Below are 23,799 nucleotides of genomic sequence, written 5' to 3'. Positions count from 1 at the left end.
GAACCACCGGCCGACAACGCAGGTTCACTCCCCGGCTTGATCGGGACGATCCCCCTACAATGCCGCGCGAAGGTCGGTACCGTGATCCAGGTCATACCAATGGAAGGAGCCTGAGTGCGTGCCGACACGGTCGACCTGAAGCGGATCTTCGGCAGGGATATCCGATACATGGTGCCCCTCTTCCAGAGGCCGTACGTGTGGAACAGAGACGACAACTGGACCGCTTTCTGGGAGGACATTCGCCGCACCGCCGAGCAGGCCGAGAGAGCGGCGGAGACCGGTGACACCGTCTTTCCGCACTTCCTGGGTGCAGTGGTCTTCGACGAGGCGCGTTACGCCTCTTCGGACCTGGAGGCCCGGCAGGTCATCGACGGCCAGCAGCGGCTCACCACCCTGCAACTGTTCCTGTTCGCCGCACGCCAGTCTGCCCAGAAAGCCGGGGATGACCGCTCCGTGCGCTTGCTCAGCAGGTTCCTGGAGAACGACCCGGACCTGTACGACACCGCGCGCAACCCGGATCACCGCTTCAAGGTCTGGCCGACCAACGCCGACCGGGACGAGTTCCGCTCCGTGATGAGCGGAGAGGACGGCAAGGGACGTCTGTCCGAGGCGGTCACCTACTTTCAACGCGTTGTCAACGACTGGTTGGAGGACAGCGAGGACCCCAAGCAGAGGCTCGGCAGCCTGGTCCAGACCCTCCGAGAGCATTTGAGGCTGGTCATCATCGATCTGGAGGAACACGATGACGCCCAGATGGTCTTCGAAACCCTCAACAGCCGCGGCACCCCGCTCGAACACGCGGACTTGGTGAAAAACCTGCTGTTCCGTGAAGCCGAGCACGCCGGAATGGACACCGGCCGTCTGTACAGCACCTACTGGGAGCCCTTCGACCAGGACGAATGGCGAGTCGACCAGACCACCGGGCGTATCACGCGCAGTCGGCTCGATGTCTTCCTGACCCACTGGCTCACCATGCGAACCCAGCGGGACTTCACCTTCCCCGCTCTGTTCAAGGAGTTCGAGCGCTGGCAGCGCGGACAGCAGGTTTCCGTCGAAGAGATCTTCACGGAACTCTCCCGCTACGCGGAGATCTACGACGGTCTGGAGAACCGTGCGCCGGACGGAGCGGAAGGCCGTTTCCTGTACCGGATGAAGGTCATGCAGCTGTCCACGCCGATGCCTCTACTCCTGTGCCTGTACGGGATGGGGGAACGGCTGTCCGAGCAGCGGCGCGTACGGGCGATCCGGGGTATCGACAGCTATCTCGTACGACGTTCCATCCTCAACCTCAGCAACAGGGATTACAACCACGTCTTCCGGGATCTCGTCGGCGCCGCGATCAAGCAGCCTGACCAGGCTGACGAGGCGATTCTCAAGACACTGGCGGCCATGCAGGGACAACACCGTCAATGGCCAACCGATGAGGAGTTCCGGAACGCGCTCGTCAACGACCCCATCTACCAGCGTCTCTACCGTCACCGGGTGCGCATCCTCCTCGAGGCGCTGGAGGACGCCCTGCGCACGCCGCTGACCGAGCAGCTCACCGTTCCCGTCGGGGAGAACATCGGGTCCAAGCTCACCATCGAGCACGTCATGCCGCAGAGCTGGCAGGAGAACTGGCCGATCAGCAGTGACGCCCCTGACGCGGCCGCCGCTCGGGACGAGATCGTCCACACGCTCGGCAACCTCACTCTGGCGACCGCGAAACTCAACCCGGCCATCGGCAATATGGGATGGCACGAGAAGCGGCAGTGGCTTGGTGAGCACAGTCTGCTCCGTCTCACCCACGGCACTCTGCTCAATCCTCCGCCTGGCGCCGAGCTGGAGGACTGGGGGCGCACCTGGGATGAGACCCGCATCATCCGGCGGGGGACCTACCTCGCCAACCTCGCGCTGCGGATCTGGCCGTCCGCCGGCGAGCTCCTCGCCGAGGATATCGGCGACGAATGACCAGCCGCAGCCCTGCACCCCGCCCGGGCTCCCACGGACCCGGTGCGGGACGCAGGGAATGCGGCCGGTTTTGAACCCGGCGTCCGCCCGGTGCGGGCATCGGGGGCCGTCGCGGATCCACCGGGCGCGCGCGGACCGAACGCCCGTACCGCATACCATCAGCGTAAAAGGCACGCTCGGAAGGCCCGCGCCGCCCGGCGGCGCCCCGGCCCTCCGGCGACGGAAGGACTTGGTGGGGAAGACACGACCATGACGGCCGAGACGTTCGAGTTCCAGGTGGAGGCGCGCCAGCTCCTCCAGATGATGGTCCACTCGATCTACTCGAACAAGGACGTGTTCCTGCGCGAACTCGTCTCCAACGCCTCCGACGCGCTCGACAAGCTGCGCATCGAGGCGCTGCGCGACGACACGCTGGGCGCCGACGTCTCCGACCTGCACATCGAGATCGAGGCGGACAAGGACGCCCGCACCCTGACCGTGCGCGACAACGGCATCGGCATGTCGCGCGACGAGGTCGTGGGGCTCATCGGGACGATCGCCAAGTCCGGCACCGCGGAGTTCCTCCGGAAGCTCAAGGAGGCCCAGAAGAGCGACAACGCCGCCGCCGCGGAAGGGCTCATCGGACAGTTCGGCGTCGGCTTCTACTCGGCCTTCATGGTGGCCGACGAGGTCACGCTGCTGACCCGCCGCGCCGGGGAGAGCACGGGCACCCGCTGGACGTCCACCGGCGAGGGCACGTACACCGTCGAGACGGTGGAGGACGCGCCGCAGGGCACGTCGGTCACCCTGCGGCTCAAGCCGGTGGACAACGACAACCAGCTCTTCGACTACACCTCTCCCTGGAAGATCAAGGAGATCGTCAAGCGCTACTCGGACTTCATCACCTGGCCGATCAGGCTGATCACGGCGACCGGTGAGAAGAAGGACGAGGACGGGAAGGACGGCGAGAAGTCCGAGCCGGAGACGATCAACTCCCGGCAGGCCCTGTGGGCGCGGCCCAGGAACGAGGTCTCCGACGAGGAGTACCACGAGCTGTACAAGCACATCAGCCACGACTGGACCGACCCGCTGGAGACCATCCGCATCCACGCGGAGGGCACCTTCGAGTACCAGGCGCTGCTCTTCCTCCCCGCGCAGCCGCCGCGCGACCTGTTCGCGTCGGGCAAGCGCGGTGTGCAGCTCTATGTGAAGCGCGTGCTGATCATGGAGGACTGCGAGGAGCTGGTCCCGACGTACCTGCGCTTCGTCAAGGGTGTCGTCGACGCCCAGGACCTGTCGCTCAACATCTCCCGCGAGATCCTCCAGCAGGACCGGCACATCCAGATGATGCGCCGGCGGCTGGCGAAGAAGGTGCTGTCCACCATCAAGGAGATGAGGGTCAAGCAGCCGGAGAAGTACACGGCGTTCTGGCGGGAGTTCGGGGCGGTCGTCAAGGAGGGGCTGCTCAACGACTTCGAGAACCGCGACGCGATCCTCGCGGCCTGCTCGTTCGCCACCACCCACGACGCGGAGAAGACGGCGACCCTCCAGGAGTACGTCGAGCGCATGAAGGAGGGGCAGGAGCACATCTACTACATGACCGGCCCCTCCCGCGCCGCCGTCGAGAACTCGCCGCACATGGAGGCCTACCGGGACAAGGGCCTTGAGGTGCTCGTCCTGACCGACCCGGTGGACGAGCTGTGGGTCGACGCGGTGCCCGACTTCCAGGGCAAGAAGCTGCGCTCCATCGCCAAGGGAGAGGCCGAACTCGGCACCGAGGAGGAGAAGGAGCAGGCCAAGGCGGAACGGGAGCAGAAGCAGCAGGAGTACGGCGACCTGCTGGAGTGGCTGGGCAAGCAGCTCGGCGACGAGGTGAAGGAGGTGCGGCTGTCCTCCCGCCTCACCACCTCGCCGGCCTGCGTCGTCTCGGACACCGACGACGTGACGCCCGGCCTGCGGAACATGCTCCGCGCCATGGGTCAGGAGATGCCCGAGAGCAAGCGCATCCTCGAACTCAACCCCGGCCACCCGCTGATCGCCGGCCTGCGCAAGGCCCATGCCGCCGACGCGTCCGACCCGGGGCTGCCGGGCATGGCCGAGATCGTCTACGGGATGGCGCTCCTCGCGGAGGGCGGCCGCCCCGACGACCCGGCCCGTTTCACCAGGCTCCTCGCCGAACGCCTGGAGCGCACCCTGTAACGGCCTTGAGCGCCGCGGCCGGGGCGGGGCGGTACGGCCCGGTCCGCCCCGGCCGCCTGCCCCGCGCCCCGGTCCGGTGCCGGGGCGCGGGGCAGGCGTGCAGACAGGCAGCGGTCCCGACGCCGTCCGGGCCGTTGTGCGGGGAGTCGGGCGAAGTCCCCCCGTGGGAACCCGCGGGGTGACGATCCCCTCCAGCCGGTCCCTGTCGGCCCGGCCCGGCGGCGGCTCGCCGCAGCCCTCCCCGACGGGGACTCGGGCGAGCGCCTCGTCCACCCCGATCCGCCCCGGTTCACCGGGCCCCACCGTGATCGCTCCCGTGTCCTGGCCCTCCTGCCGCGCCCGGGGGGGGCGGTCCCTGGAACCCGGATTCCCGTCACGACCGGCGGCGTCACCTGGTCCCGGGGGACGCCGCCGGTAGATTTCCGGCGTCCGGTATGCGGCGTGTGGTGTGTTCCGTCCGGGAGAGGGTGCCATGTGGGACGACTTGACGACGATGGGGATCCCGGTCCTGGACAAGGTGGTGCGCACGGTGGTCGTCTACCTGACCATCGTGGCGCTCTTCCGGTTCACCGGGAAGCGGGGCCTGGCGAATCTGAACACCTTCGACTTCGTCGTGATCTTCCTGCTGTCCAACGTCGTCCAGAACGCCGTCATCGGCGACGACGACAGCCTGCTGGGCGGGATGATCGGCGCGGTCACCCTGATCGCGGTCAACGCCGCGCTGAACCGCTGGCTGGTCGCCGACGATCACCTCGCCCGCCTGCTGGAGGGCACCCCGACCACCGTCATCAGGGACGGCCGGGTGGTGGAGAAGGCGGCCAGGCACCTGGTGCTGCGGCGCGCGGAGCTGGAGCACGCGGTCCGCCTCCAGACCGGCGGCGGGATCGGCGGCGTCGCCCTGGGGCGGCTGGAGCCCGACGGCCGGCTCGTCATCGTGCCCAAACCGGAGGAGGCGAAGGCGACTCGGGCCGACATCGACCGTCTGGAGCGGCGGCTCGCCGCGATCGAGGACCTGCTGCGGTCCGGCGCCTCCGGCACCGGGAGCGGCGGGCGCTGAGGGAGCCGTACGCGGCGGCACCGTACGCCTCCGGGCGCGATGATGTACCCCCAGGAGCCGCGTCCTTCGCCGGCCCGTCCGGCGGGTGCGGGCGCGGGATGCGCACGAGGCGAAGGAGAGGCATGGCCGGCAAGGCGATCAGGACCGTCACGGTGCGCGGGGTGACGATCGGGGAGGGGAGCCCCAAGGTCATCGCACCGCTCACCGGCAGCTCCCCCGAACAGCTCCGGAGCCAGGTGGACGCCCTCCTCGACGTCCGCCCCGACCTGGCCGAATGGCGCGCCGACCACTTCGCCCCCCTCTCCGACACCGCCGCCGTCACGGCCACCGCACGGGAACTGACCGGCCGGCTGGCGGGCATCCCCCTGCTGTTCACCTGCCGCACCCGGGCCGAGGGCGGACAGGCGGAGATCGACGACGAGGCGTACGGCGAGCTCAACACCGCCGTCATCCGTTCCGGGCACGCGGACCTGGTGGACGTGGAGTACCGGCGCGCGTCCGGGGTGGTGCGGCGGATCGTCGAGGCCGCGCACGGGCACGGGGTGCCCGTGATCGCCTCCAACCACGACTTCTCCGGGACCCCGGAGAAGGACGAGATCGTCGCGCGCCTGCGGGAGATGCAGGAACTGGGCGCCGACATCTGCAAGATCGCCGTGATGCCCCGCTCGGCCGCCGACGTGCTGACCCTCCTGGACGCCACGCGCACCATGCACGAGGAGTACGCCGACCGGCCCCTGATCACGATGGCGATGGGCGGGCTGGGGCTGGTCTCGCGGCTGGCGGGCCGGGTCTTCGGGTCCGCGGCGACGTTCGGCATGGTCGGCACGGCCTCCGCGCCGGGCCAGATCGACGTGACGGAGCTGCGCACGGTGCTGGAGGTGCTGGACCGGGCGGTGTGAAGCCCGGGGCGCCCGCGGCCGGCGGCCTCTTGGTCGGCGCACCGGGGACACCGGTGGCACATCGGCGGCGACGGCGAGGGCGGCCGGGCCTTTGGGGGGCGACCGGACAGGGCCGCCGTACCGCCCGGTCCGCAGGCTGACCGGAATTCGGAAAGGGATTCCGCGTGAACGGACTCACGCCGTCGGCGGCCTGTTCGGTCGCCGGGGAATTCCGAGGAGTTTTCCGGGGGAGGACGGAGGGCGGGGCGAAGGGGAAACCGCTGGTCGCGGAGGCGGAAAACGGAATCGCGCGGAACGGGGGCGGGAGGCGGCCGCAGTGGGGCCGATTCCGCCTCAATTCCACTTCTTGACCCTTCGAATGAAACGTTGCAATACTCGGCGGCGCTTGAGAAAGCGCTTGCCGCGCTCCTTTGCGTTCTGTGCCGTTTTGTGCCGCTCTGTGTTCTTCTGTTCTTCTCCGATCCGGCCGGGAACGGCCGTGGCGGGGCGGGTCCGCCCGGCCGGACCATGCGGCCCGGGACGGCGCGCGGCAGGCGCGCACCCCCACACCCCCACGAAGGAGTCGAAGGATGGGAAGCAGAGCCGCGAGGCCCATCGGACACCGTGTGCTCGGCGCCGTCACGGCCGGCCTGTTATCGGCGGCCGTGTTCACAGCGGCGCCGGACCCGGCCGGGGCCGCGGAGCCCCAGACGCGGCCGGAGCGGTCGGGACAGTCGGAGCAGTCGTACCGGGCCCCCGCCCGGACGGCGTCGAACGCCACCGGGGCGGCGCTGGCCTGCGGTGACGGCTCGTACCAGGCGGAGGCGGTGCGGAGCGGCGACACCTGGACCGCGCGCCGGGGCGGCAGCACCGTCTACACCGGCGGCAGCATGCGCGACGCGATGCAGGCGGCGGTGAACAGCCTGACGCCCAACCGCACCGCCAAGGAGCGCGTCGTGGTGCGCGGTTCGGGATCGATCAGCGCCGGGACCAGGGTGTCGCTGCCGAGCAACACCGCGATCGACGTCTGCGGCACCATCGACGTGACCGGCTCCGGTTCCGGCGACCAGGCGCCGATCTACGCCCGCGGGGTCTCCAACGTCGAGGTGGGGCACCTGACGCTGACCGGCAGCCCGCTGTACGGGATCTTCATGCGCAACGTCAGCAACGTGGTGCTGGGCCAGATCGACATGCGGCTGTCGGGCGGCCTGGGCATCCGGATCGACAACCACGCCGACCGCTCGGTGCGTTCGCGCAACATCCGGATCGACAACGTCTACATCTCCGGGGCCACCAACCAGGGCGTGGAGACCTACGGGGTGGACGGCCTGACCGTCGGCACGGTCACCACCCGCAACGTCGGCTACTCCGGGCTGCTGCTGAACGACACCGTCAACGCCACCGTCACCCGGGTCGACGCCGAGAACACCGGCACCGGCACCGGGTACGCGGCGTTCCGGATGGCCAACCGCAACGGCCGCGTCGGCGACGGCTACCCGACCAACATCCGCGTCGGCGAGGTGATCGCGCGCGGCGGCGGGCGCGGGGTGTTCTGCGTCTCCGAGAGCGGCGGCGCGGTCATCGACCGGGTGACGCTGACGAACACCGGCAACAACGCCATCCTGATCGAGAACTGCTACAACGTGACCATCGCCGGCCAGAGCGGCACGGTCAGCGGCGGCGGCGAGGTCCGGCTGGCCGCCCGCAGCGAGTTCCCGGGCAACCGCGACATCACCCTGCAGAACCTGACGCTGACCAACACCTCGCTGCGCGAGAGCCCCTGCGGCACGAACATCACCTACCGCAACCTCACCCTCAACAACACCAGCCGCAGCACCTGCTGAGCGGCGCGAGGGGCGGCGGCGCGAAGGGCCGCGCGGTGTCCTCCCGTCCGGTCCCGGGCGGGAGGACACCGCGCGCGTCCGCCGTACGGCCTCCGCCGTCCGGCGGGGGCCGCGGAGGGCGTCAGGGACGGTCGGCCGGACCGCCCGGCACGACGCAGGACCGGTTGTTCTCCCAGCCCCATCCGTCGCCGTCGGGATCGGAGGAGCCGCCGCCCGCGCAGTACGGGTAGCCGTTGGGCGCGGTGCCGGTACCGCTGCCGCCGCCGCCGCGGTAGACGGTCGCCTCGCGGGAGGTGGAGGCGATGCCGTTGGCGCCGTTGAAGATGCGGGTGCCCCAGGAGGTCAGGGAGTTGGCGTTGAAGTTGTTGACCATGTCCAGGTACCCGACGTCACTGCTGTTGCCGCTCCAGGGCCAGCCCAGGTAGCCGATCCGCAGCGACTGCGCGGTCGACATGATCGCGTCCTCGTCCGGGTTGCCGTCGCTGTGGTTGTGACCGAACTCGCCCACCACGATCGGCAGCCGGTTGCTCACGAAGTGGTTCAGGTAGGACTGCACCTCGGCGGCGGTGTCGTAGACCCCGTACATGTGGACGGAGAAGATCGTGTTGCGGTCGGGGTCGGAGTTGAACACCGTCGAGGCGCTGTTGCGCATGGTGTTCGACCAGTCCTGGCCCCAGTTGGGCGCGTCCACCATCAGCGCGTGGTCGAAGCCGGCGTCGCGCAGCTTCCGGATCGCGGCACTGGTCTCGGACGCCCAGCGGTCGTAGCCGGTGTTGCCGAACGGCTCGTTGCCGATGTTGATGACGACGTAGTTCTCCTGGCCGGCCAGCGCGCTCTTGACGCCGATCCAGTAGTCGGCGGCCTGGGAGAGCGTGGCGGCGCCGCTCTGCTCGCCGTAGCCGGTGGTGTCGTGCACCTCCAGGACGCAGATCAGCCGGTTCTGCTTGCACAGGTTGACGATGCCGGAGACCTCGGAGGCGCTGGTCCTCGTCCACCGCTGGCCGCTGGCGAGCACCACGCGGACGGTGTTGGCGCCCTTGGCCTTGATGTCGGCGATGGAGCCGGTCCGGCCGGTGTACCAGGCGTGGGCGTGGTTGACGCCGCGCATCACGAAGTCGTTGCCGTTGGCCTCGACCACGCGCCCGTTGCTGACGCGGATCCCGGTGGCGGCCTCCGCCTCACCGGCCGGCCCTAACACCGGCAGCAGCAGGCCGGCCAGGCCCGCTAACGCCGCGGCCACGGCCGTCAGGACGGAGCTTCTCGATCGTCGTGCCATGCGTCGTGCCCTGGTCTGTTCCATGGTCTGTCCTCTCCTCGTAGAAGTGCCCTGTCCCGGGGGAGCACCCGTGGGGAGGGTCCCGGGATGCCCGGGCCGTTTCCGGACCGCGGGCCAGGGGGGTGAGCAGTTCCGGGAGACGGCGGCCGCGGGGTGTCCGGCGGCCGCATGGAGCAAGACATCGTTGTCATGGCTGACAACGTTGTCTGATCGTGCGTACGGCCGGGGTGTGGGCGCGCGGGAAACCGGGGAAGCCGTCGCACCGCGTCGTCCCTCCTCGGCCGTCCGGTGGTGGCACCGCCGTTCCGGACGCGGCGGAGGCACCGTTCCCACATGAGGCCCGATCGTTCCGGTCATGTCAATAGGGGCGTGCGTCATCCGTGTTCCGGTCCTCGACGCCGGAGGGCGCCGCCGCGCCCCGGCCGCCCGGGAGGCGGACGGACATAATCCGGATGCGGCGGCGACCATCCGGCGGGCACACTGCCCGGACGGGTGCCGGCACCCTCCGGCGACCGCGCGCCGCGAACGCCCCGGAAGCCCGGGAAGGGAAGTTCCCTCCGGAGCCCTCCGGCCCGCCGTGCGGCGCCACGGGTCCCGCCGGCACCCGGACGCGGGTGCCGGAACGAGGCGAGGTGTAACGTTGCAATCGCCGAACCACCGGCCCATTTCCCCTGCTCTGTCCCCTTGTTGAGGAGCACCATGACCTACACCGCCGCGGACACGCGATACGACGCCATGCCCTACCGCCGTGTCGGCCGCAGTGGACTGAAGCTCCCGGCGATCTCGCTGGGCCTGTGGCACAACTTCGGCGACGACAAGCCGCTGGAGACCCAGCGGGCGATCCTGCGCCGCGCGTTCGACCTGGGGATCACGCACTTCGACCTGGCCAACAACTACGGCCCGCCGCCCGGCGCGGCCGAGACCAACTTCGGCCGGAACTTCGCCCGGGACCTCCGCCCGTACCGCGACGAGATCATCGTCTCCACCAAGGCCGGCCACCTCATGTGGCCCGGCCCGTACGGCGAGTGGGGCTCGCGGAAGTACCTGCTGGCCAGCCTCGACCAGAGCCTGGGCCGGATGGGCCTGGAGTACGTGGACATCTTCTACTCCCACCGCCCCGACCCCGACACGCCCCTGGAGGAGACCATGGGCGCCCTCCACTCGGCGGTCCAGCAGGGCAAGGCCCTGTACGTCGGCGTCTCCAACTACAGCCCCGAGCAGACCCGCGAGGCGGCCCGCATCCTGGCCGACCTCGGCACCCCGCTGCTGATCCACCAGCCGTCGTACTCGATGTTCAACCGCTGGGTGGAGGACGGCCTGCTCGACGTCCTGGAGGAGGCCGGCGCGGGCTCGATCGCCTACTCCCCGCTGGCCCAGGGCCTGCTGACCGACCGCTACCTGTCCGGCATCCCCGCCGACTCCCGGGCCGCGGGCGCCAGCCCGTTCCTGACCGCCCAGGGCATCACCGAGGAGACGCTGGGGAAGGTCCGCGCCCTGAACGCCGTCGCCCAGCGGCGCGGCCAGTCCCTGGCGCAGATGGCGCTCGCCTGGGTGCTGCGCGGCGGACGGGTGACCTCCGCGCTCATCGGGGCCAGCAGCGTGAAGCAACTGGAGGACAACGTCGCCGCCGTCGGCAACCTCGACTTCACCGACGGTGAACTCGCCGAGATCGAGGGCCACCTCGGGTAGCCCGGGACGTTCCCGGCGGGCCTCCCGGCAGGCATCCGGCAGGTGCGCGGCAGGCGTCCGGCGGGCTGAGGAAAGGAGCGCGGCGTGAGCATCGCCGTGACGGTCTGGACCGAGTGCGGGCCGGACGACGCGGAAGCGGGGGCCGCCTACCCCGAGGGCATGCACAACGCCATCGCCGACGGCCTCGTCCCCCACGACGGCCTGCGGGTGCGGACGGCCACCATGGACCAGGAGGAGCACGGGCTCGGCGGCACGGTGCTGGACGGGACCGACGTGCTCTTCTGGTGGGGGCACAAGCGGCACGCCGAAGTGCGGGACGCGGTCGTGGAGCGGGTGCGTGACCGGGTGCTGGAGGGCATGGGGCTGGTCCTGCTGCACTCCAGCGCCGAGTCGAAGGTCTTCCGCGCCCTGCTGGGCACCAGCGGACGGATCTCGGGGTGGCGCCACGGCGACCGCGAGGTGGTGTGGACGGTCGACGTGACGCACCCCATCGCCGCCGGGGTTCCGCAGCCGATGGTCATCCCCGAACAGGAGATGTACGCCGAGCCGTTCGACATCCCCGCCCCCGACGAGCTGGTCTTCCTCTCCAGCTTCGCCGGCGGCGAGGTCTTCCGCAGCGGCATCACCTACCGGCGCGGGCTCGGCCGGATCTTCTACTTCAGCCCCGGACACGAGGAGTACCCGGTCTACCGCCGCCAGGACGTCCGCACCGTCCTGGCCAACGCGGCCTTCTGGGCCGCCGGTTCGGTCCCCGGCGGCGGTACGGGCGCCGCCGCGCCCAGGGCCGTACCCAGGGTGCCCTGGACGTCGGAGCCCCGCGAGATGGGCTGGTACGAGCAGTGACACCGGCGGCGGACCGGACGGGTGCCGCCGCCGGCCCTCACGCGGGGAGCGTGCCGCGCCGCCGCAGCAGCGGCAGTACGTGGTCGCGCAGGGCGGGGGAGAGCCGGATGCCGCCCTCGCGGCCGGAGATCCACCGCAGGTCCGCCAGCTCGGCCGCGGGCCGGGGCGTCCCGTCGACGCGCGCCTCGTACACCGTCAGCCGCATGGGCAGGCCCTCCAGGGCGGCCACCGAGTCGACGGACGCCAGGAGGCGCGGCTCCAGGGGTTCCACGCCGAGTTCCTCGTCCAGCTCCCGTACCAGGGTCTCCAGCGGGCCCTCGCCCGGGTCGGGCTTGCCGCCGGGCAGGTAGAAGACGTCCGGAGCCGCCTCCTTGCTCACCACCAGCAGGCGTCCCTCCCGGACGATCGCGGCGGCGACCACCTCCAGGGGCTCCCGCCCGCCGGCGCCCGGGGCGGACGCCGTTCCGTTCTGCCGTGCCATGGGGCCCGATTCTGGCAGCCCTCCCGCCCCGGCGTCCGCGGCCGGGGCATCAGCCGCGTTCCGGGAGCGGGTCGGCGAAGTGCCAGCCGCGGGCCAGCAGGTCGTCGACGGCCGCCACGGCGGTGCGCAGCCGGTGCTCGTGGGGTCCGGTGAGGACCAGGTGGGGCAGGCCGCGGCGGGTCAGTTCGGCGCGGAAGCGGTCGGTCATCCAGGCGCGCAGGTGCTCCCCGTCGCGCAGCCCGTCGTCCTCGAAGGGTACGCCGGTGTGGTCGGTGAGCAGCCACAGGTGGTGGCGGCCGCGGGCGGCGACGGCCGCCACCCGGGAGCTGCAACGGCCGGTGTAGCGCTCGTGCCAGACGGTGGTGGCCAGGGCGTCGGTGTCGCAGAACAGCACGGGCGAACCGGCCCGCGCGGCGGCCTCCTCCTCGGCGAGCTGGCGCTCGGCGATCAGCTCGAACTCGGCCGACTCCCAGGTGACGTCGGCGAACGGGGCGCCGGGCCGCTCCGCCAGCAGCCGCGCGTGCTTCTCCTCGCTGTAGCGGCGCCCGTACTCGGGCACCCAGCGGGTCTCCTCCCACACCCCACCGCGGGCGCGGTAGTGCCCGGCCAGGGCGCGGGCCAGGGTGGTGGTCCCGGTGGACTCCGCGCCGACCACGACCACCCGGCGGGCCAGGGCCGCCCGCACCGGGGCGGCGAGGTGGGGCCAGCAGCCGACGGGATCCTTGCGCACGGCCGTGCTCGAGACGGGGTACGCGGTGCGGTCGGGATCCACCGTGACCGCCGCCGCGCCGAAGCGGCGGCCGAGCTCCCCGCCGTACGCCTCGGAGGTGAAGACGGCGTCGACCGGCCCGGGGACGGCGGCCCGGAAGACCGCCATGTGGGCGTCCCAGACGGCGGGATCGGAGTAGTCGACGGGCACGTCGTCGACCGTGCCGACGACCTCCACGCCCTCCCCGGGGTGCACCTCCCGCAGCCACGCCACCCGGTCGGCGAGCGGTATCGACTCCACGGAGGAGGCGCACACCAGCACGGTGAGCCGACGGCAGCGCGCGGCGGCGGTGCGGATCAGGTGGTGGTGGCCCGCGTGCGGCGGATAGAACTTGCCCAGCACCAGGCCGTGTTCGAACTCGCTCACGCCATGGCCTCCGCCGCAGCCGCCGGGCCCGCCGGCCCCGCCGGACCCGCCGGACCTGTGCGGTCGGCCAGCTCGCGCCGCCAGCCCAGCAGCCCGACCACGCACAGGGCCATGAAGCCCACGTAGAGCAGCGCGGTCAGGTACAGGCCCTTGTGGGCGTAGAGGGGGACGTAGACGACGTCGGCGGCGATCCACAGGTACCAGCACTCGACCTTCTTGCGGCACTGGCCGTAGGTGGCGGCCAGCGACAGCGCGGTGGTCAGGGCGTCCCAGAAGGGCACGGTGGAGTCGGTGGCCCGGTCCAGCAGCAGGGTCAGCGCCGCGGTGGCGGCGGCGGTGGCGAGCGCCAGCACCCACCAGGTGCGGGCGCCGGTACGGCTGACCGGCAGGCGGCCGGAGGCGGACTCCGGGCCGCCGGTGGCCCACGCCCACCAGCCGTACACCGCCAGCGCGATGTAGACCACCTGGAGCCCGGCGTCCGCGTACAGGCCGGCGCCGGTGAACAGCAGGATGAAGAACAGGTTGTTGGCGATGCCGATCGGCCAGTTGGCGATGTGCTGGCGGGCGACGAGCCACACGCACAGCGCCCCGCTGCCGAAGCCGAGCACCTCCGTCCAACTGACGGGGGTGTCCAGGACGGTGAACAGGGGCTGCTGGAGGGGAGCGAGCAGGTCCGCGACGTCGGGCACGCGGCGACCTCCTTAAATGTCAGGATGACGATAACGAGGGTGGTGGTCGGAGGCAAGGAGGAAGCCGGCACGGTGCACGGCCGGTCACGCACCGCGCCGTTCCCCGCGCTGCGAGGTGCGCCCGTGTTCCGCCGATATGTTCGCCGACGACGCCCGGACGCGCGGATCGCACATCACCGCAGCCGGACCGTGAGACGGAGCCGTGGACCCACAACCTGCGGAGAGGCCGCCGGTCCAGGAGCCGGAGACCAGTCCTCCGGCCGGATGGAGTCCCGTGACGGCCCTGGCCGCGGCGGCGCACCGCGCGAGATCGCCGGGCCCCTCGGTGAACGGGCCGCCGGTCGTCCGCCGCCGGTCGGGGACGGCGGTGAGCACCGCGCACGGGGAGGGAACACCCGCCGCGGGAGGAGGACGTACCGCGGTGATCGGCCGGAAGGCCGTACGGGCGGCGGGGCAGGGCTCGAACCTGCGTCCAACCGGATGAGAGCCGGCCGCTCCACCGCTGAGCTTCCCGGTGCCCGTACGGCCGTTCGGCGAGGGCAGGGCTCGAACCTGCGTCCACCCGGTTTCGAGCCGGGCGCTCCACCACTGAGCTTCCTCGCCGCAGCCCGATCCTGTCGGCCGGAGCCGTTGCCGGTCAATCGAATTGTGCCCGGCCCAGCCCCGCCCCCGCCCGTCAGCCGCCGAGGCCGGGCGCGACCTCCCGGGCCGCGGGGCGCGGCGGCTTGCCGGAGAAGAAACCGGCCGACCGCAGGACACGGGCCAGCAGCGGGTCGCCGACCTCCACGCCGTGCACCAGCTCGGGGGTGGGGCGGAACGGCACGGGGCGTACGCTCCGGCGCGGTTCCGTCCAGCCGCTCTTCACCGGGTCGACGCCGTGGCGCCGGCACACCTCCTCCACCAGCGACCGCGGGCAGTCGGCCTCGCCGCGCAACACCTGCCACGGAAGCGGCAGTTCGGCCCACACCCCGGTGTCCGGGTGGAGCCCACCGCCGGCCCGCCGGTGCCAGGCGGCCACGTCGGCGGCCACCAGCAGCAGCACCTTGCCGGGACAGAGCCGGTCGACGACCTCCCCTGCGCCCATGGCGTGCAGCAGCGCGAACCAGTTGGCGCGTGCCGTGGTCCAGGCGCGGGCGGCCTGGTTCCAGGTCGTCGAGTCGTCCCCGCGGCGCACGATCATCGTGGTGCGGTCCAGCGGCCGGCGCCGCCACGCGGTCTCCAGCAGCTCGGCGACGTCCAGCAGGAAGCGGTACCAGAACCCCAGCAGCCGCCCCCGCTGTTCGTCCGTCAGGTGCCCGAGCACCTCGGCGGTCGGGTGGACGTGGGCGACCGCGAACCAGTTGGTGCGGGCGGGCTCGTCCCGCAGCCGCCGGAAGAGCGCGTCCGCCACCTCGTCGTAGGGGCGCTGCTGACCGGAGATGGTGAACTCGCTGCGCAGGTTGGCGCGCGCGGTGAGGTAGGCGACGAAGGCCGCGGTGTCGCGGTCCGCCGCGAACTCCCCGTACGGCAGCCGCGAGGCGAGCCCGCTCCTGCCGATCATCGTGACCTCGCGCTTGCGCTGCTCGGCCACGATCCGGGCCAGCTTGGCCTCCAGCCGGCGCAGCAGCCGGAACCGCTTGTTGTACTGCCGCTTGGACAGCTCCCCGAGCCCCGCCGCCGCGCGCTCGGCCCGGTTGAGCCGGTCGTGCAGGAAGTCGCTGGCGCCGAAGCGCTTGGCGATCTCTTCACCCGCGGTCCGGATCGCGGCCTCGATCCGCTCGGGATCGTCGCCGGCCGACTCCGGCAGCGCGGGCAGCGTGGGGAACAGCTCGGCGGCCCGCGACAGTTGGCGCTGGGCGCCGACGGGGCGCGCGAAGTCCTCCAGCATCGACGTGTAGCCGTGCCAGAGGTTGCGCAGCGAGCCGCGGGCCGCCTTCTCCAGCATGCGCCGGGTGCGGCGGTCGAGCGGCCGCTCGCCGTCGTCGAGCAGCCGCAGCACCAGGTGCGCGACGTCCTCGGGGCGCTTGCGCTGCCCGAGGGACGCGTGCAGTTCTCGCAGGACCGGGTGGTCCGGGACCGTGTGGGACATGGCGCTCAGCGTGGCGCACCCGGCGCGGCGGGTGCCAGCGGTTAAACGGGCCGGAACGGGCCGGGGCACGGGTGCCCGGTGCCCGGACGCCCGTCACTCCCGTGGGTAGCCGATCCCGGCGATGTCGTCGGCGAGGCCGGTCAGGGTGGCCTCGGGGTTCAGCGCGGAGACCACCTCGCCGGTCAGCGGTCGCAGGGCGAAGACGTGCCGGACGGCCTCCAGGTCGACCGGCGTCTCGTAGTAGTCCTCGGCGAACCGCCGGAACGCCTCCGGCGAGCGGTCCACCAGCAGTTGGAACAGGTACCCGGCGCCGTCCGGGTCGCCGTGGTCGTCCGCGTCCTCGGGGAAGGCGATCGTCCCCGCCCGCCAGGCACCGTCCCCGGTCTCCCGCCACAGGCAGGCGGTGACGAAGGGCGTTCCGTCCTCGTCCGAGAACGCCGGCTCCTCGACGTACGGCCGGAAGACCGCCGGGACCTCGTCGAGCACGCCCGGCCACGGCCCGCCGTGCTCGGCGTAGGGGCTCATGGGCGACTCGTGGTCGAACCCGCGTATGTACGCCCCGGCCGTGGAGAAGACGATCGAATACTCGTCGCCCGAGCCGTTGTCCATCGAGGCCAGTTCCTCCGTGCCGGACCAGCGGGCGTCGAAGGAGTGGTAGCGGAAGGCCCTCTCCGGGTTCAGGACGGCCTCCACCATGGCCATGGCGCGGCAGTGGTCGCGGAGGACGGAGATCCCGGGCAGTTGCCGGGCGATGTCGTGGACGGTCACGCGTCCATCCAAGCGCACGCCACTGACGGACGCCGGTTCCCGCTGTTCAGCGCAGGGTCGGTACCGCGCCGCACTCCACCACCTCGACCCCGGTCCCGGGCAGCCCCCTGCCCCACCTCTCGGTGATCCCCGCGACCACCGATCTGTCGGGCGGGGTCCGGCCGAGGCCGATCGCGTAGCGGGCCGGTGCCCGGCCTCGCGCACCGTACGCGCCGCCAGCACGGACCAGGCCAGGCCCGGCCGGGTCCGTGCCAGCGGCTCGTCGTCCGGCGACGCCCCCGGCGACCACGGCAGATGCGGCGTACGGGGGTAGGGCACACGCATGGCCCGCTCCTGGCAGAGCCGTCGGGACGCGGGTCACCGTAGGGAGGGCCGGGGAACGGCTCCATCGGAAAACCACCGGACGCCTCGTCCTCTCCGGCGGTGGGCCGGACGCCGGAGACGAACCGTTCACCTCCGTCGATACGCCGGCCGAGGTCGTCGGCGTCGCCGGAAGAAGTGCGGTGGTCGACGGCGGACTCCGGGCTGCCGTCTCCGGAGGGTTCCTGCGGCGGTGCCATCGCGGTGACGGGACAGCGGCCGTCGGTGCCCCGGAGGACAGCGGGCGGGCCCCGTCGAATGCCTGACGGGGCCCGCCGTGCGGTGTGGCGCGGTTCTAGGAGGTCAGCAAGGCCGGATGTGGTACACCGGCGTCCACGAGGCGGTGCCGGTGTCCTTGGCGGTGTTCGTCCAGCGGAGGGTGCCGTTGTTGTTGTAGAACCGGGCGACGGTCCCCGAGCTCTGGTTGTTGTTGAACACCCCGTCGCCGAGGCCCCAGAAGTCGTAGTAGCCGCAGTAGTAGTAGTCGTAGCGGTCCCCGTAGCCGTCCTGGATGCACAGCCATCCCGAGGAGCAGCTGATCGCCGTGGTGCCGACGTTCGTGCCGGGGGCCGCGAGGGTGACGGTGCCGCCCGGGATGCTGAGCTTGTCCGCCGATATCCGGCGCGCCTCGGAGTGCTTGTCCAGGTAGTTCTCGACCCTTTCCTGGAGCTGCGCCGCCTGGGTGGCGGTCAGCTTGGTGCCGTTCTGTGTGGTGGTGCTGTCGGGCGAGGGAGCCGCTGCGGCGCTGCCGGCCAGCAGTTGGCTGGCGACCAGTGCCACGGCCGCAACGGCCATGCTCAGGGTCTTGCGGAATTTCATGCTGATTCTCGCCCTCTTGTGGTGTCGCGATTAAGTTGGTGCCTTTGGAGGCGACAACTTTGTGTTCGTTCCAGCTTGTCTGAGATAGGCGTGGTTTTTAAGGAGCGAACCCGCCAGTCGCCTTGGTCGCTTATGCGAGGTATTATGCTATTTCGCACGTGAGTTCTTTTGGCCTGTTTTCCCTGGTTCTGTCAGCGGTGCAGCCGAATCGGCGTCACGCAGCGTCAGTCAGGGCGGGAACCGTCACGGTGTGTCCTCGAACGGATTCCGTCTCGCTCAACCGGATCGGTCTTCCGGCTGTCCAAGGGGGGCGGAGCCTCGATCTCACTGATGCGCTCGTCACATGCCGGAGTCACCTGGAACCAGCCATCCGTGACCGCGCTACGAGCCCCCTGCCCTGGGAGAAACCCGTCCTGTTTACCACTGTTGGCACCGACCCCTTACCGCGCGGGGTCAAACCGCAGCTCGGCCCAGACCGTCTTGCCCGAGGGCGGGCGCGGGACGGTGCCCCAGGCGGAGGCGAGGGCGGCGACCAGCCGGAGACCGCGCCCCGATTCCTCTTCCCCCGAAGGGGCGGCGATCCTCGGCAGCCGCTCGCCCCGCGCGTCCGACACCTCGATGCGCAGGACGCCGCCCCGTGACAGTCGCACCTCGAAGTCCCGGCCCGGCACGCGTCCGTGCGTCACCGCGTTCGTGGCGAGTTCGGCCACGACCAGCGCGACGGACTCCGAGAGTTCGCTGCCGTACGGGATGCCCCAGGCGTTGAGCTGCTCGGTGACGAGGAGACGGGCGAGACGGGCGCCGCGGTGGGTGGAGCTGAACCGCACCGCGAACTCGTCCCCGGCCAGCGGCAGTCCGGTGCCGGCGGTGTCCACGGCGTCTGCTGGAGGTGTCATGCGTGCACCGTGTCGGCCCCGCCGCGGCCCGCGCCATGGCGGCGGCCCGTCCGGGGCGCTCCGTACGAGTCGGGGCCCCGCACCGTACGAGCACCCCCCGCCCCTCGGCTCGTTGGGCACGGGAGACGCGTTGGAAAGCTGCGACGGGAGGGGCGCCCATGGCGAGCGGCAACCACGAGCCCGAGACGTCCGACAGCCTCAAGGTGTTCGGGGCCGTCCTCAAGGTCTTCCGCGAGCGGGCCTCGCTCACCCAGGAGGAACTGGCACCGCTGGTGTGCCACTCGCCGCACTTCGTCGCCTCGGTCGAGCAGGGCCGGCGCCTGCCGCCCGGCGACTTCGTCGAGCGGGCCGAGGACGCCCTGGAGGCGTTCGGCGTACCGCGGGCGGCGGCGCGGTACATCGCCCGGCAGCCGGGCCTGGCCGCGTGGTTCCGGCTGTGGGCGCAACTGGATGCGACGGCGGTGAGCCTGTGCACGTACGAGTGCCGGGTGGTGCCGGGGCTGCTCCAGACGGAGGTGTACGCGCGTGCGGTGATGCTCAACGTCCCGCCGCCGCCCACCGAGGAGGAGGTCGCGCAGCGGATCGCGGCGCGGCTGGAGCGGCAGAAGCTGCTGACGCGCGAACCGCCGATCGCGTTACCGAGAGAGTCGATCCGCCCGCCGTGCCGGGGGCCGGTGCCGTACTCGGCGGCGAGGAAGCGGACACCGAGCACGGTCTCCGTGCTTTTCCTGGCCAATGTCCGTGGGTGCCGCCCCAGGGCCGACGCCCGTGGCCGCCGGCCGGCAGGAGTTCGAGGCAGCCGTGCCGGCGTGCTGCGGCGGACCGTCCGGCGATGAGGCGTCGGGCCACACCGTCCGAGGACGGTGTGGCCCGACGCCGTCACGGCGAGGGCGGTGGACCGGGTCAGCGTTGCCCGTGATGGGCGGGGACGCGGTCGCCGACCAGCGGCGGGGGAAGCGGGGAGATCTCCCGGTCGAAGAAGCCGAGGAAGTCCTCCGCGCGGTCGTAGAGGGTGTCGAAACCGGCTGACGTCTCGGCGATCAGCTCCGGGTCGGTGAACCGGTTGGCTCCCGCCGCGTTTCCGTCGTCGTAGAGCACCTCGTACATGACCCGGTCCCCGAGGATCACGACCTCGGGAACGGGGCGGTGCACCTCGATGTCGGAGATGGCCCGCGCGTCGATCACCCTGATGTTGTCGCCCAGTTCCACGCGCAGGCGGAGGACGTGGAACTCCCACTGCACGTACGGGGTCACCGGGAATTCCACGACGCGGAGGCGGCGCTGCAGGACGCCGCGGTCGGCCGCGTCCCGGAACTGCTCGGTGTAGAGCTTGCGTTTCTCCTCGACGAGCGAGAGAGCCTCCTCCCACTCCCCGGCGGCGAAGGCCTCCCAGCTCGCGAAGCCCTTCTCCTTGAAGTGCTGGCCCCGCTCCAGCTTTCTCAGGTGCCTGATCCCGCTCTCGAAGACGCGGTAGAAGTCCTGGTGGTACGCCTTCCGGTCGAGGCGTTCTGATGAGTTTCCCGGGAACGAGTCAAACATTGGGAATATCCGGCTTCGCCGCGATCATCATGCTCCTTGGGATTATCACCAGGCGCTCGTCGGCGCCGATCGAGACCCCTGTGGGAAGGTGCTTTCCGAGTGATTCCGTGAGATCTCTCCCGATGACGGCGATATCCCCGTTGTCCAGTTCCCAGATGTCGGGGCAGTCGGGATTGTCCGTCGTCACCCCTAACTCCTGGGGTGTCTTCCCCAGCCTCCTTCTGAACCCCGTTGCGGGGTCGGCTTCCCATGGCCTGACCACAACATCACCCCCTCTGGCCGACCCTGCCGGTCGACCTTTCGAATCGGCCGAAATGTTACAACTGTAGCGCTCGGAGTGCCCCGGGAAACCCTCTTTTGAGTCGACTTGCTCAAGATGGGGGAAGGGTGGCATATGCGTTCGGTAAGTTTCGCAGTGTGCTGTTCCAGGCAGGCTCTCTTGTCGCTTCCGCCGCACTGGTGTATCAACGAATGATCGAGAAAGGAATCACCTGTCCGTGCGACGGGAATTAAGCCATATGGACCATTGACGTCCAACCGGGTGCCGCCGGAAAACCAGGCTGGGGAACTGTGGAACCGGAAGTCTCTTCACCCGCACACAGCGCGGAGGCAACATCGGTCACCGCGATGACGGCAAACGCCCGACGACGGTCGGCCGTGGGGCGATGAGGGGCGCGATGGACGGCCGTGCCGAGGACGGCGGCCGTGTCTACCAGGCGTCGGGCGACCAGCACATCAGCGAGCACCACCACCATCACCACGCCGGCCGGGAGCCCGTCTCGGACACCCCCGACTCCGTCCGCCGCCCGATGGTCGGCCGGCCTCCGGTGGTCCTGCGCGACCGGGCCGAGGTCCTGGAACGCCTGCGGGAGAGCGCGGCATCGGACCGCGGCTGCGACATCCACGTGCTCCACGGCATGGGCGGCTGCGGCAAGACGGCTGTCGCCTACGACTTCTTCCGGACCGCCACCGAGGAGTTCGGCCGGGTCGGACTGTGGGTCAACGCGTCCGACCGCGCGAGTCTGCGTGCCGGCATGCTCGCCGTCGCCGCCGACCGAGGAGCCGGCGACGGCGAGCTGCTGGCGGTCCGCAACGGCTTCCGCCCCGCCGCCGACCTGGTGTGGGACTACCTCGACCGCTCTGCCGAGCCCTGGCTGCTGGTGCTCGACAACGCCGACGACCCCGCGATCCTCCGGGACGGAAGCTGGCTGCGCACCAGCCCCCGCGGCATCGTCGTGGTCACCACCCGCCGGGCCGCCGCCCACTGGTGGCCGGGGGCGCAGTTGCAGCACATCGGGGTGCTGCCGCGCGAGGACGCCGCGCGCGTGCTCTGTGACCTGGCCCCGCAGAGCGGCACAATGGAGCAGGCGGCCGAGATCGCCGACCGGCTGGGACGGCTGCCGCTGGCGCTCACGCTCGCGGGCGGCTTCCTCTCCCACCAACTGATCGATCCCTGGTCGATGGAGGTCTACGGACGCCGTCTCGACGAGGGCGAACGAGTGGAGCTCATAGACCAGGGAGCTGACGCCTTGGACGAGGAGGACCCCCGGCACCTGGTGGGCCGGACGTGGCAGCTGAGCCTCGACTCGTTCGAGGCCCACGGGCTGCCCGAGGCCGTGGCCCTGCTGAGGCTGCTGGCCCGTCTGGCGCCCGAACCGCTGCCCCTGTCCGTGCTGAACAGCCCGGAAGTCGGCGACGTCCTGCCCCGCGCCCGCATCGAGACCGCGCTCAGAGCACTCCTCGACCACTCGCTGACCGAACTGGTCGACGCCGGCGTGCGCTGCGTGCGCTGCCACGGCGTACTGCTCGACAGCGTTGCCGCCGCCACACCCCGCGAAGGGCTCGCGGTCCTCGACGCGACGGCGATCCGGCTGCTCGACGCGGCCGTCCCCACGGTCCCCGACGCCGGGCCGTACGAGCCGCGGTTACGGCTGCTCGCCCCCCACGCGCTCGCCCTGCTGCGGCGGGTGGCGGACGACCCGTCGGCGGCGGCCGATGCGCTGTCCGTCGCGACGCGGCTGTCCGTCGCCCTGCACCGCACCGGGGACTACCCGTCCGCCTGGGAGACCGTCCGCGCCGCGGCGGTCCTCGCGGAACCGCGCCTCGGACCGGAGCACCGGCTCGTGCTGGCCGCGCGGTCCAGAGAGGGACGGGCACTCTTCCGGCTGGGGAGGTACGCCGAGGCCGAACCCCTGCTCCGCAGCGTCCGAGCTGTCCAGGAACGGCTGTTCGGCGCCGACGACCCGGACACCCTGGACACCTGCCACGGCCTCCAGCTCGTCCTCGGCAACGTCGGCAGACGTGAGGAGGCCCTGACGCTCCTGCGGCGGACCGTGGCGGGCCGGCGCGCAGTGCTGGGCCCCTCGCACCCGTTGACCCTGCGCTCGCGCGCCAGCCTCCTGGTGATCCTCTCCGCCTCCGAACTCACGACCGAGGACGACGGCACCCTGCTCTCCCTGCCGCAGGAGTGCGCGAGGCACCTCGGCCCGGACCACACCGTCACGCTGGGCGCCCGGCACAATCACGCCTGGGCGCTGTACGTGCTGGGCCGCATCGAAGCGGCCGACGAGGAGATCCGGCTGGTCACCGAGGAGTACGACCGCCGCTTCGGCCCCGACTACCCGATCGCGCTCTCGGCCAGGCAGCTCCTCGCCCGGACCCGGTCCGCCCTCGGCCACCCGGACGAGGGGGCCGAACTCATGGCCGATGTCGTGGCCCGGCGCGAACGTGCTCTGGGAGCCGACCATCCCTTCACGGCCGCGAGCCGCGGACTCCTGCGCGAACTCAGGGGGGACGGGAGAGCGGACGGGGACGCCGCCCCCTCGTGACGGAGTGGCGGAAGGCCGGCGAGCGGAAGAACCCGACGGAGCCGGGGACACAGGACAGGGCACGGAACAGGGGAGGGACGGAGATGGATCCGATCGTCGCGGCGGCGGGCGGGGCACTGGTGAGCGCGATGGCCACCGACGGCTGGCAGCACGTGCGGGACGCGGTGGTGGCCTGGTGGCGGCGCCACCGTCCCGAACGGGCCGAGGAGGTCGACTCGGAGCTGGAGGCGCTGCGGGGCCGGGTGCTGACGGCCCGCCAGGAGGCGGACCAGGAGACCGAGCAGGCGCTGACGGGAGCCTGGCGGCTGCGCTTGCAGCAGCTTCTGGAGGAGGACCCGGCCCTGGCGGACGGGCTGCGGCGGCTGCTGGAGGAGCACCTGGCCCCTGCCCTCTCCCCGGACGAGCGGGCCCGGAACCAGGCGGTCGTCATGCGGGCCGAGGCCCGTGACTCCGCGCGGATCTACATGGCCGGACGCGACCAGCACATCACCGACGCCTGAG

General features: G+C 71.4%; 20 protein-coding genes and 2 tRNA genes. 10 read left to right on the top strand and 12 right to left on the bottom strand.

What is annotated here, in order from left to right:
• The first annotated feature begins 114 nt into the window (after positions 1–114).
• The 5 genes from VE546_RS24430 to VE546_RS24410 all read left to right on the top strand — a co-directional run bounded on the left by VE546_RS24430 (position 115) and on the right by VE546_RS24410 (position 7,907).
• Positions 115–1,950: a DUF262 domain-containing protein gene (locus VE546_RS24430; protein WP_324925928.1), complete on the top strand. Its 1,836-nt coding sequence runs from the start codon at positions 115–117 to the stop codon at positions 1,948–1,950.
• Positions 1,951–2,199: 249 nt separating this feature from the next.
• Positions 2,200–4,128: a molecular chaperone HtpG gene (gene htpG, locus VE546_RS24425; RefSeq protein ID WP_324925926.1), complete on the top strand. Its 1,929-nt coding sequence runs from the start codon at positions 2,200–2,202 to the stop codon at positions 4,126–4,128.
• 472 nt (positions 4,129–4,600) lie between these two features.
• Positions 4,601–5,185, top strand: a complete 585-nt coding sequence (locus tag VE546_RS24420) for a DUF421 domain-containing protein (RefSeq protein ID WP_324925924.1) — start codon at positions 4,601–4,603, stop codon at positions 5,183–5,185.
• A gap of 122 nt (positions 5,186–5,307) precedes the next feature.
• The gene (gene aroD / locus VE546_RS24415; RefSeq protein ID WP_324925922.1) at positions 5,308–6,084 is read left to right on the top strand and encodes a type I 3-dehydroquinate dehydratase; all 777 of its coding nucleotides are present in this window, start codon (positions 5,308–5,310) and stop codon (positions 6,082–6,084) included.
• Positions 6,085–6,653: 569 nt separating this feature from the next.
• Positions 6,654–7,907 (top strand): right-handed parallel beta-helix repeat-containing protein, encoded by a 1,254-nt coding sequence (locus VE546_RS24410; protein ID WP_414720568.1) that lies wholly within the window; start codon positions 6,654–6,656, stop codon positions 7,905–7,907.
• Between the two features lie 121 nt (positions 7,908–8,028).
• Here VE546_RS24410 and VE546_RS24405 read toward each other — a convergent pair whose 3' ends face one another.
• The gene (locus VE546_RS24405; protein ID WP_324925918.1) at positions 8,029–9,183 is read right to left on the bottom strand and encodes a cellulase family glycosylhydrolase; all 1,155 of its coding nucleotides are present in this window, start codon (positions 9,181–9,183) and stop codon (positions 8,029–8,031) included.
• 699 nt (positions 9,184–9,882) lie between these two features.
• On the opposite strand from VE546_RS24405, the gene mgrA reads away from it, so the two are divergent.
• Entirely contained in the window at positions 9,883–10,872 is a 990-nt protein-coding gene (gene mgrA / locus VE546_RS24400; RefSeq protein ID WP_324925916.1) for an L-glyceraldehyde 3-phosphate reductase, read from the top strand.
• Between the two features lie 84 nt (positions 10,873–10,956).
• Entirely contained in the window at positions 10,957–11,715 is a 759-nt protein-coding gene (locus VE546_RS24395; protein WP_324925914.1) for a ThuA domain-containing protein, read from the top strand.
• Between the two features lie 37 nt (positions 11,716–11,752).
• On the opposite strand, the gene VE546_RS24390 is transcribed toward VE546_RS24395, so the two are convergent.
• From VE546_RS24390 to VE546_RS24350, 9 genes are all read right to left on the bottom strand, one after another.
• The gene (locus tag VE546_RS24390) at positions 11,753–12,196 is read right to left on the bottom strand and encodes an NUDIX hydrolase (protein ID WP_324925912.1); all 444 of its coding nucleotides are present in this window, start codon (positions 12,194–12,196) and stop codon (positions 11,753–11,755) included.
• A gap of 49 nt (positions 12,197–12,245) precedes the next feature.
• Positions 12,246–13,331, bottom strand: coding sequence for an AAA family ATPase (locus VE546_RS24385; RefSeq protein ID WP_324925910.1), 1,086 nt, complete (start codon positions 13,329–13,331; stop codon positions 12,246–12,248).
• Positions 13,328–14,020, bottom strand: a complete 693-nt coding sequence (pnuC, locus tag VE546_RS24380) for a nicotinamide riboside transporter PnuC (protein ID WP_324925908.1) — start codon at positions 14,018–14,020, stop codon at positions 13,328–13,330. The genes VE546_RS24385 and pnuC overlap by 4 nt, the downstream gene beginning before the upstream one ends.
• Positions 14,021–14,465: 445 nt before the next feature.
• Positions 14,466–14,541: transfer RNA gene (locus VE546_RS24375), tRNA-Glu, on the bottom strand.
• 10 nt (positions 14,542–14,551) lie between these two features.
• A tRNA-Ser gene (locus tag VE546_RS24370) sits at positions 14,552–14,623 on the bottom strand.
• A 73-nt stretch (positions 14,624–14,696) separates the two neighbouring features.
• On the bottom strand, positions 14,697–16,088 hold the full coding sequence (locus VE546_RS24365) for a hypothetical protein (RefSeq protein WP_324925906.1): 1,392 nt from the start codon (positions 16,086–16,088) through the stop codon (positions 14,697–14,699).
• Between the two features lie 93 nt (positions 16,089–16,181).
• The gene (locus tag VE546_RS24360; RefSeq protein ID WP_324925904.1) at positions 16,182–16,856 is read right to left on the bottom strand and encodes a hypothetical protein; all 675 of its coding nucleotides are present in this window, start codon (positions 16,854–16,856) and stop codon (positions 16,182–16,184) included.
• A 663-nt stretch (positions 16,857–17,519) separates the two neighbouring features.
• Positions 17,520–18,035 carry a hypothetical protein gene (locus VE546_RS24355; RefSeq protein WP_324925902.1) on the bottom strand — a complete coding sequence of 172 codons (516 nt, stop codon included), beginning with the start codon at positions 18,033–18,035 and terminating at the stop codon, positions 17,520–17,522.
• Between the two features lie 440 nt (positions 18,036–18,475).
• Positions 18,476–18,931, bottom strand: coding sequence for an ATP-binding protein (locus tag VE546_RS24350; RefSeq protein ID WP_324925899.1), 456 nt, complete (start codon positions 18,929–18,931; stop codon positions 18,476–18,478).
• A gap of 158 nt (positions 18,932–19,089) precedes the next feature.
• On the opposite strand from VE546_RS24350, the gene VE546_RS24345 reads away from it, so the two are divergent.
• Positions 19,090–19,767 carry a helix-turn-helix domain-containing protein gene (locus tag VE546_RS24345; protein WP_324925897.1) on the top strand — a complete coding sequence of 226 codons (678 nt, stop codon included), beginning with the start codon at positions 19,090–19,092 and terminating at the stop codon, positions 19,765–19,767.
• Between the two features lie 67 nt (positions 19,768–19,834).
• Here VE546_RS24345 and VE546_RS24340 read toward each other — a convergent pair whose 3' ends face one another.
• Together VE546_RS24340 and VE546_RS24335 are read right to left on the bottom strand one after the other, a co-directional pair.
• Entirely contained in the window at positions 19,835–20,470 is a 636-nt protein-coding gene (locus VE546_RS24340) for a DUF6879 family protein (protein ID WP_324925895.1), read from the bottom strand.
• Positions 20,463–20,732 (bottom strand): hypothetical protein, encoded by a 270-nt coding sequence (locus VE546_RS24335; RefSeq protein WP_324925893.1) that lies wholly within the window; start codon positions 20,730–20,732, stop codon positions 20,463–20,465. The genes VE546_RS24340 and VE546_RS24335 overlap by 8 nt, the downstream gene beginning before the upstream one ends.
• Positions 20,733–21,147: 415 nt before the next feature.
• Between VE546_RS24335 and VE546_RS24330 the strand changes: the two genes are divergently transcribed.
• Both VE546_RS24330 and VE546_RS24325 read left to right on the top strand, forming a co-directional pair.
• Positions 21,148–23,298 carry a tetratricopeptide repeat protein gene (locus VE546_RS24330; RefSeq protein ID WP_324925891.1) on the top strand — a complete coding sequence of 717 codons (2,151 nt, stop codon included), beginning with the start codon at positions 21,148–21,150 and terminating at the stop codon, positions 23,296–23,298.
• An 83-nt stretch (positions 23,299–23,381) separates the two neighbouring features.
• Complete coding sequence (locus VE546_RS24325) at positions 23,382–23,798, top strand: hypothetical protein (RefSeq protein WP_324925888.1); 417 nt, start codon at positions 23,382–23,384, stop codon at positions 23,796–23,798.
• Position 23,799: the final 1 nt, after the last annotated feature.

Source organism: Streptomyces sp. (assembly GCF_035644915.1).
Taxonomy (GTDB): domain Bacteria; phylum Actinomycetota; class Actinomycetes; order Streptomycetales; family Streptomycetaceae; genus Streptomyces.
The sequence above is the reverse complement of the archived record's forward strand: the minus strand, read 5'-3'. Positions and strand labels throughout refer to the sequence as shown.

Excerpts from the sequence above, each read along its gene's own strand:
- htpG (WP_324925926.1), top strand. The coding sequence starts at position 2,200 with ATGACGGCCGAGACGTTCGAGTTCCAGGTGGAGGCGCGCCAGCTCCTC.
- VE546_RS24420 (WP_324925924.1), top strand. The coding sequence starts at position 4,601 with ATGTGGGACGACTTGACGACGATGGGGATCCCGGTCCTGGACAAGGTG.
- aroD (WP_324925922.1), top strand. The coding sequence starts at position 5,308 with ATGGCCGGCAAGGCGATCAGGACCGTCACGGTGCGCGGGGTGACGATC.
- VE546_RS24410 (WP_414720568.1), top strand. The coding sequence starts at position 6,654 with ATGGGAAGCAGAGCCGCGAGGCCCATCGGACACCGTGTGCTCGGCGCC.
- VE546_RS24405 (WP_324925918.1), bottom strand. The coding sequence starts at position 9,183 with ATGGCACGACGATCGAGAAGCTCCGTCCTGACGGCCGTGGCCGCGGCG.
- mgrA (WP_324925916.1), top strand. The coding sequence starts at position 9,883 with ATGACCTACACCGCCGCGGACACGCGATACGACGCCATGCCCTACCGC.
- VE546_RS24390 (WP_324925912.1), bottom strand. The coding sequence starts at position 12,196 with ATGGCACGGCAGAACGGAACGGCGTCCGCCCCGGGCGCCGGCGGGCGG.
- VE546_RS24365 (WP_324925906.1), bottom strand. The coding sequence starts at position 16,088 with ATGTCCCACACGGTCCCGGACCACCCGGTCCTGCGAGAACTGCACGCG.
- VE546_RS24355 (WP_324925902.1), bottom strand. The coding sequence starts at position 18,035 with ATGAAATTCCGCAAGACCCTGAGCATGGCCGTTGCGGCCGTGGCACTG.
- VE546_RS24350 (WP_324925899.1), bottom strand. The coding sequence starts at position 18,931 with ATGACACCTCCAGCAGACGCCGTGGACACCGCCGGCACCGGACTGCCG.
- VE546_RS24345 (WP_324925897.1), top strand. The coding sequence starts at position 19,090 with ATGGCGAGCGGCAACCACGAGCCCGAGACGTCCGACAGCCTCAAGGTG.
- VE546_RS24340 (WP_324925895.1), bottom strand. The coding sequence starts at position 20,470 with ATGTTTGACTCGTTCCCGGGAAACTCATCAGAACGCCTCGACCGGAAG.
- VE546_RS24330 (WP_324925891.1), top strand. The coding sequence starts at position 21,148 with ATGGACGGCCGTGCCGAGGACGGCGGCCGTGTCTACCAGGCGTCGGGC.
- VE546_RS24325 (WP_324925888.1), top strand. The coding sequence starts at position 23,382 with ATGGATCCGATCGTCGCGGCGGCGGGCGGGGCACTGGTGAGCGCGATG.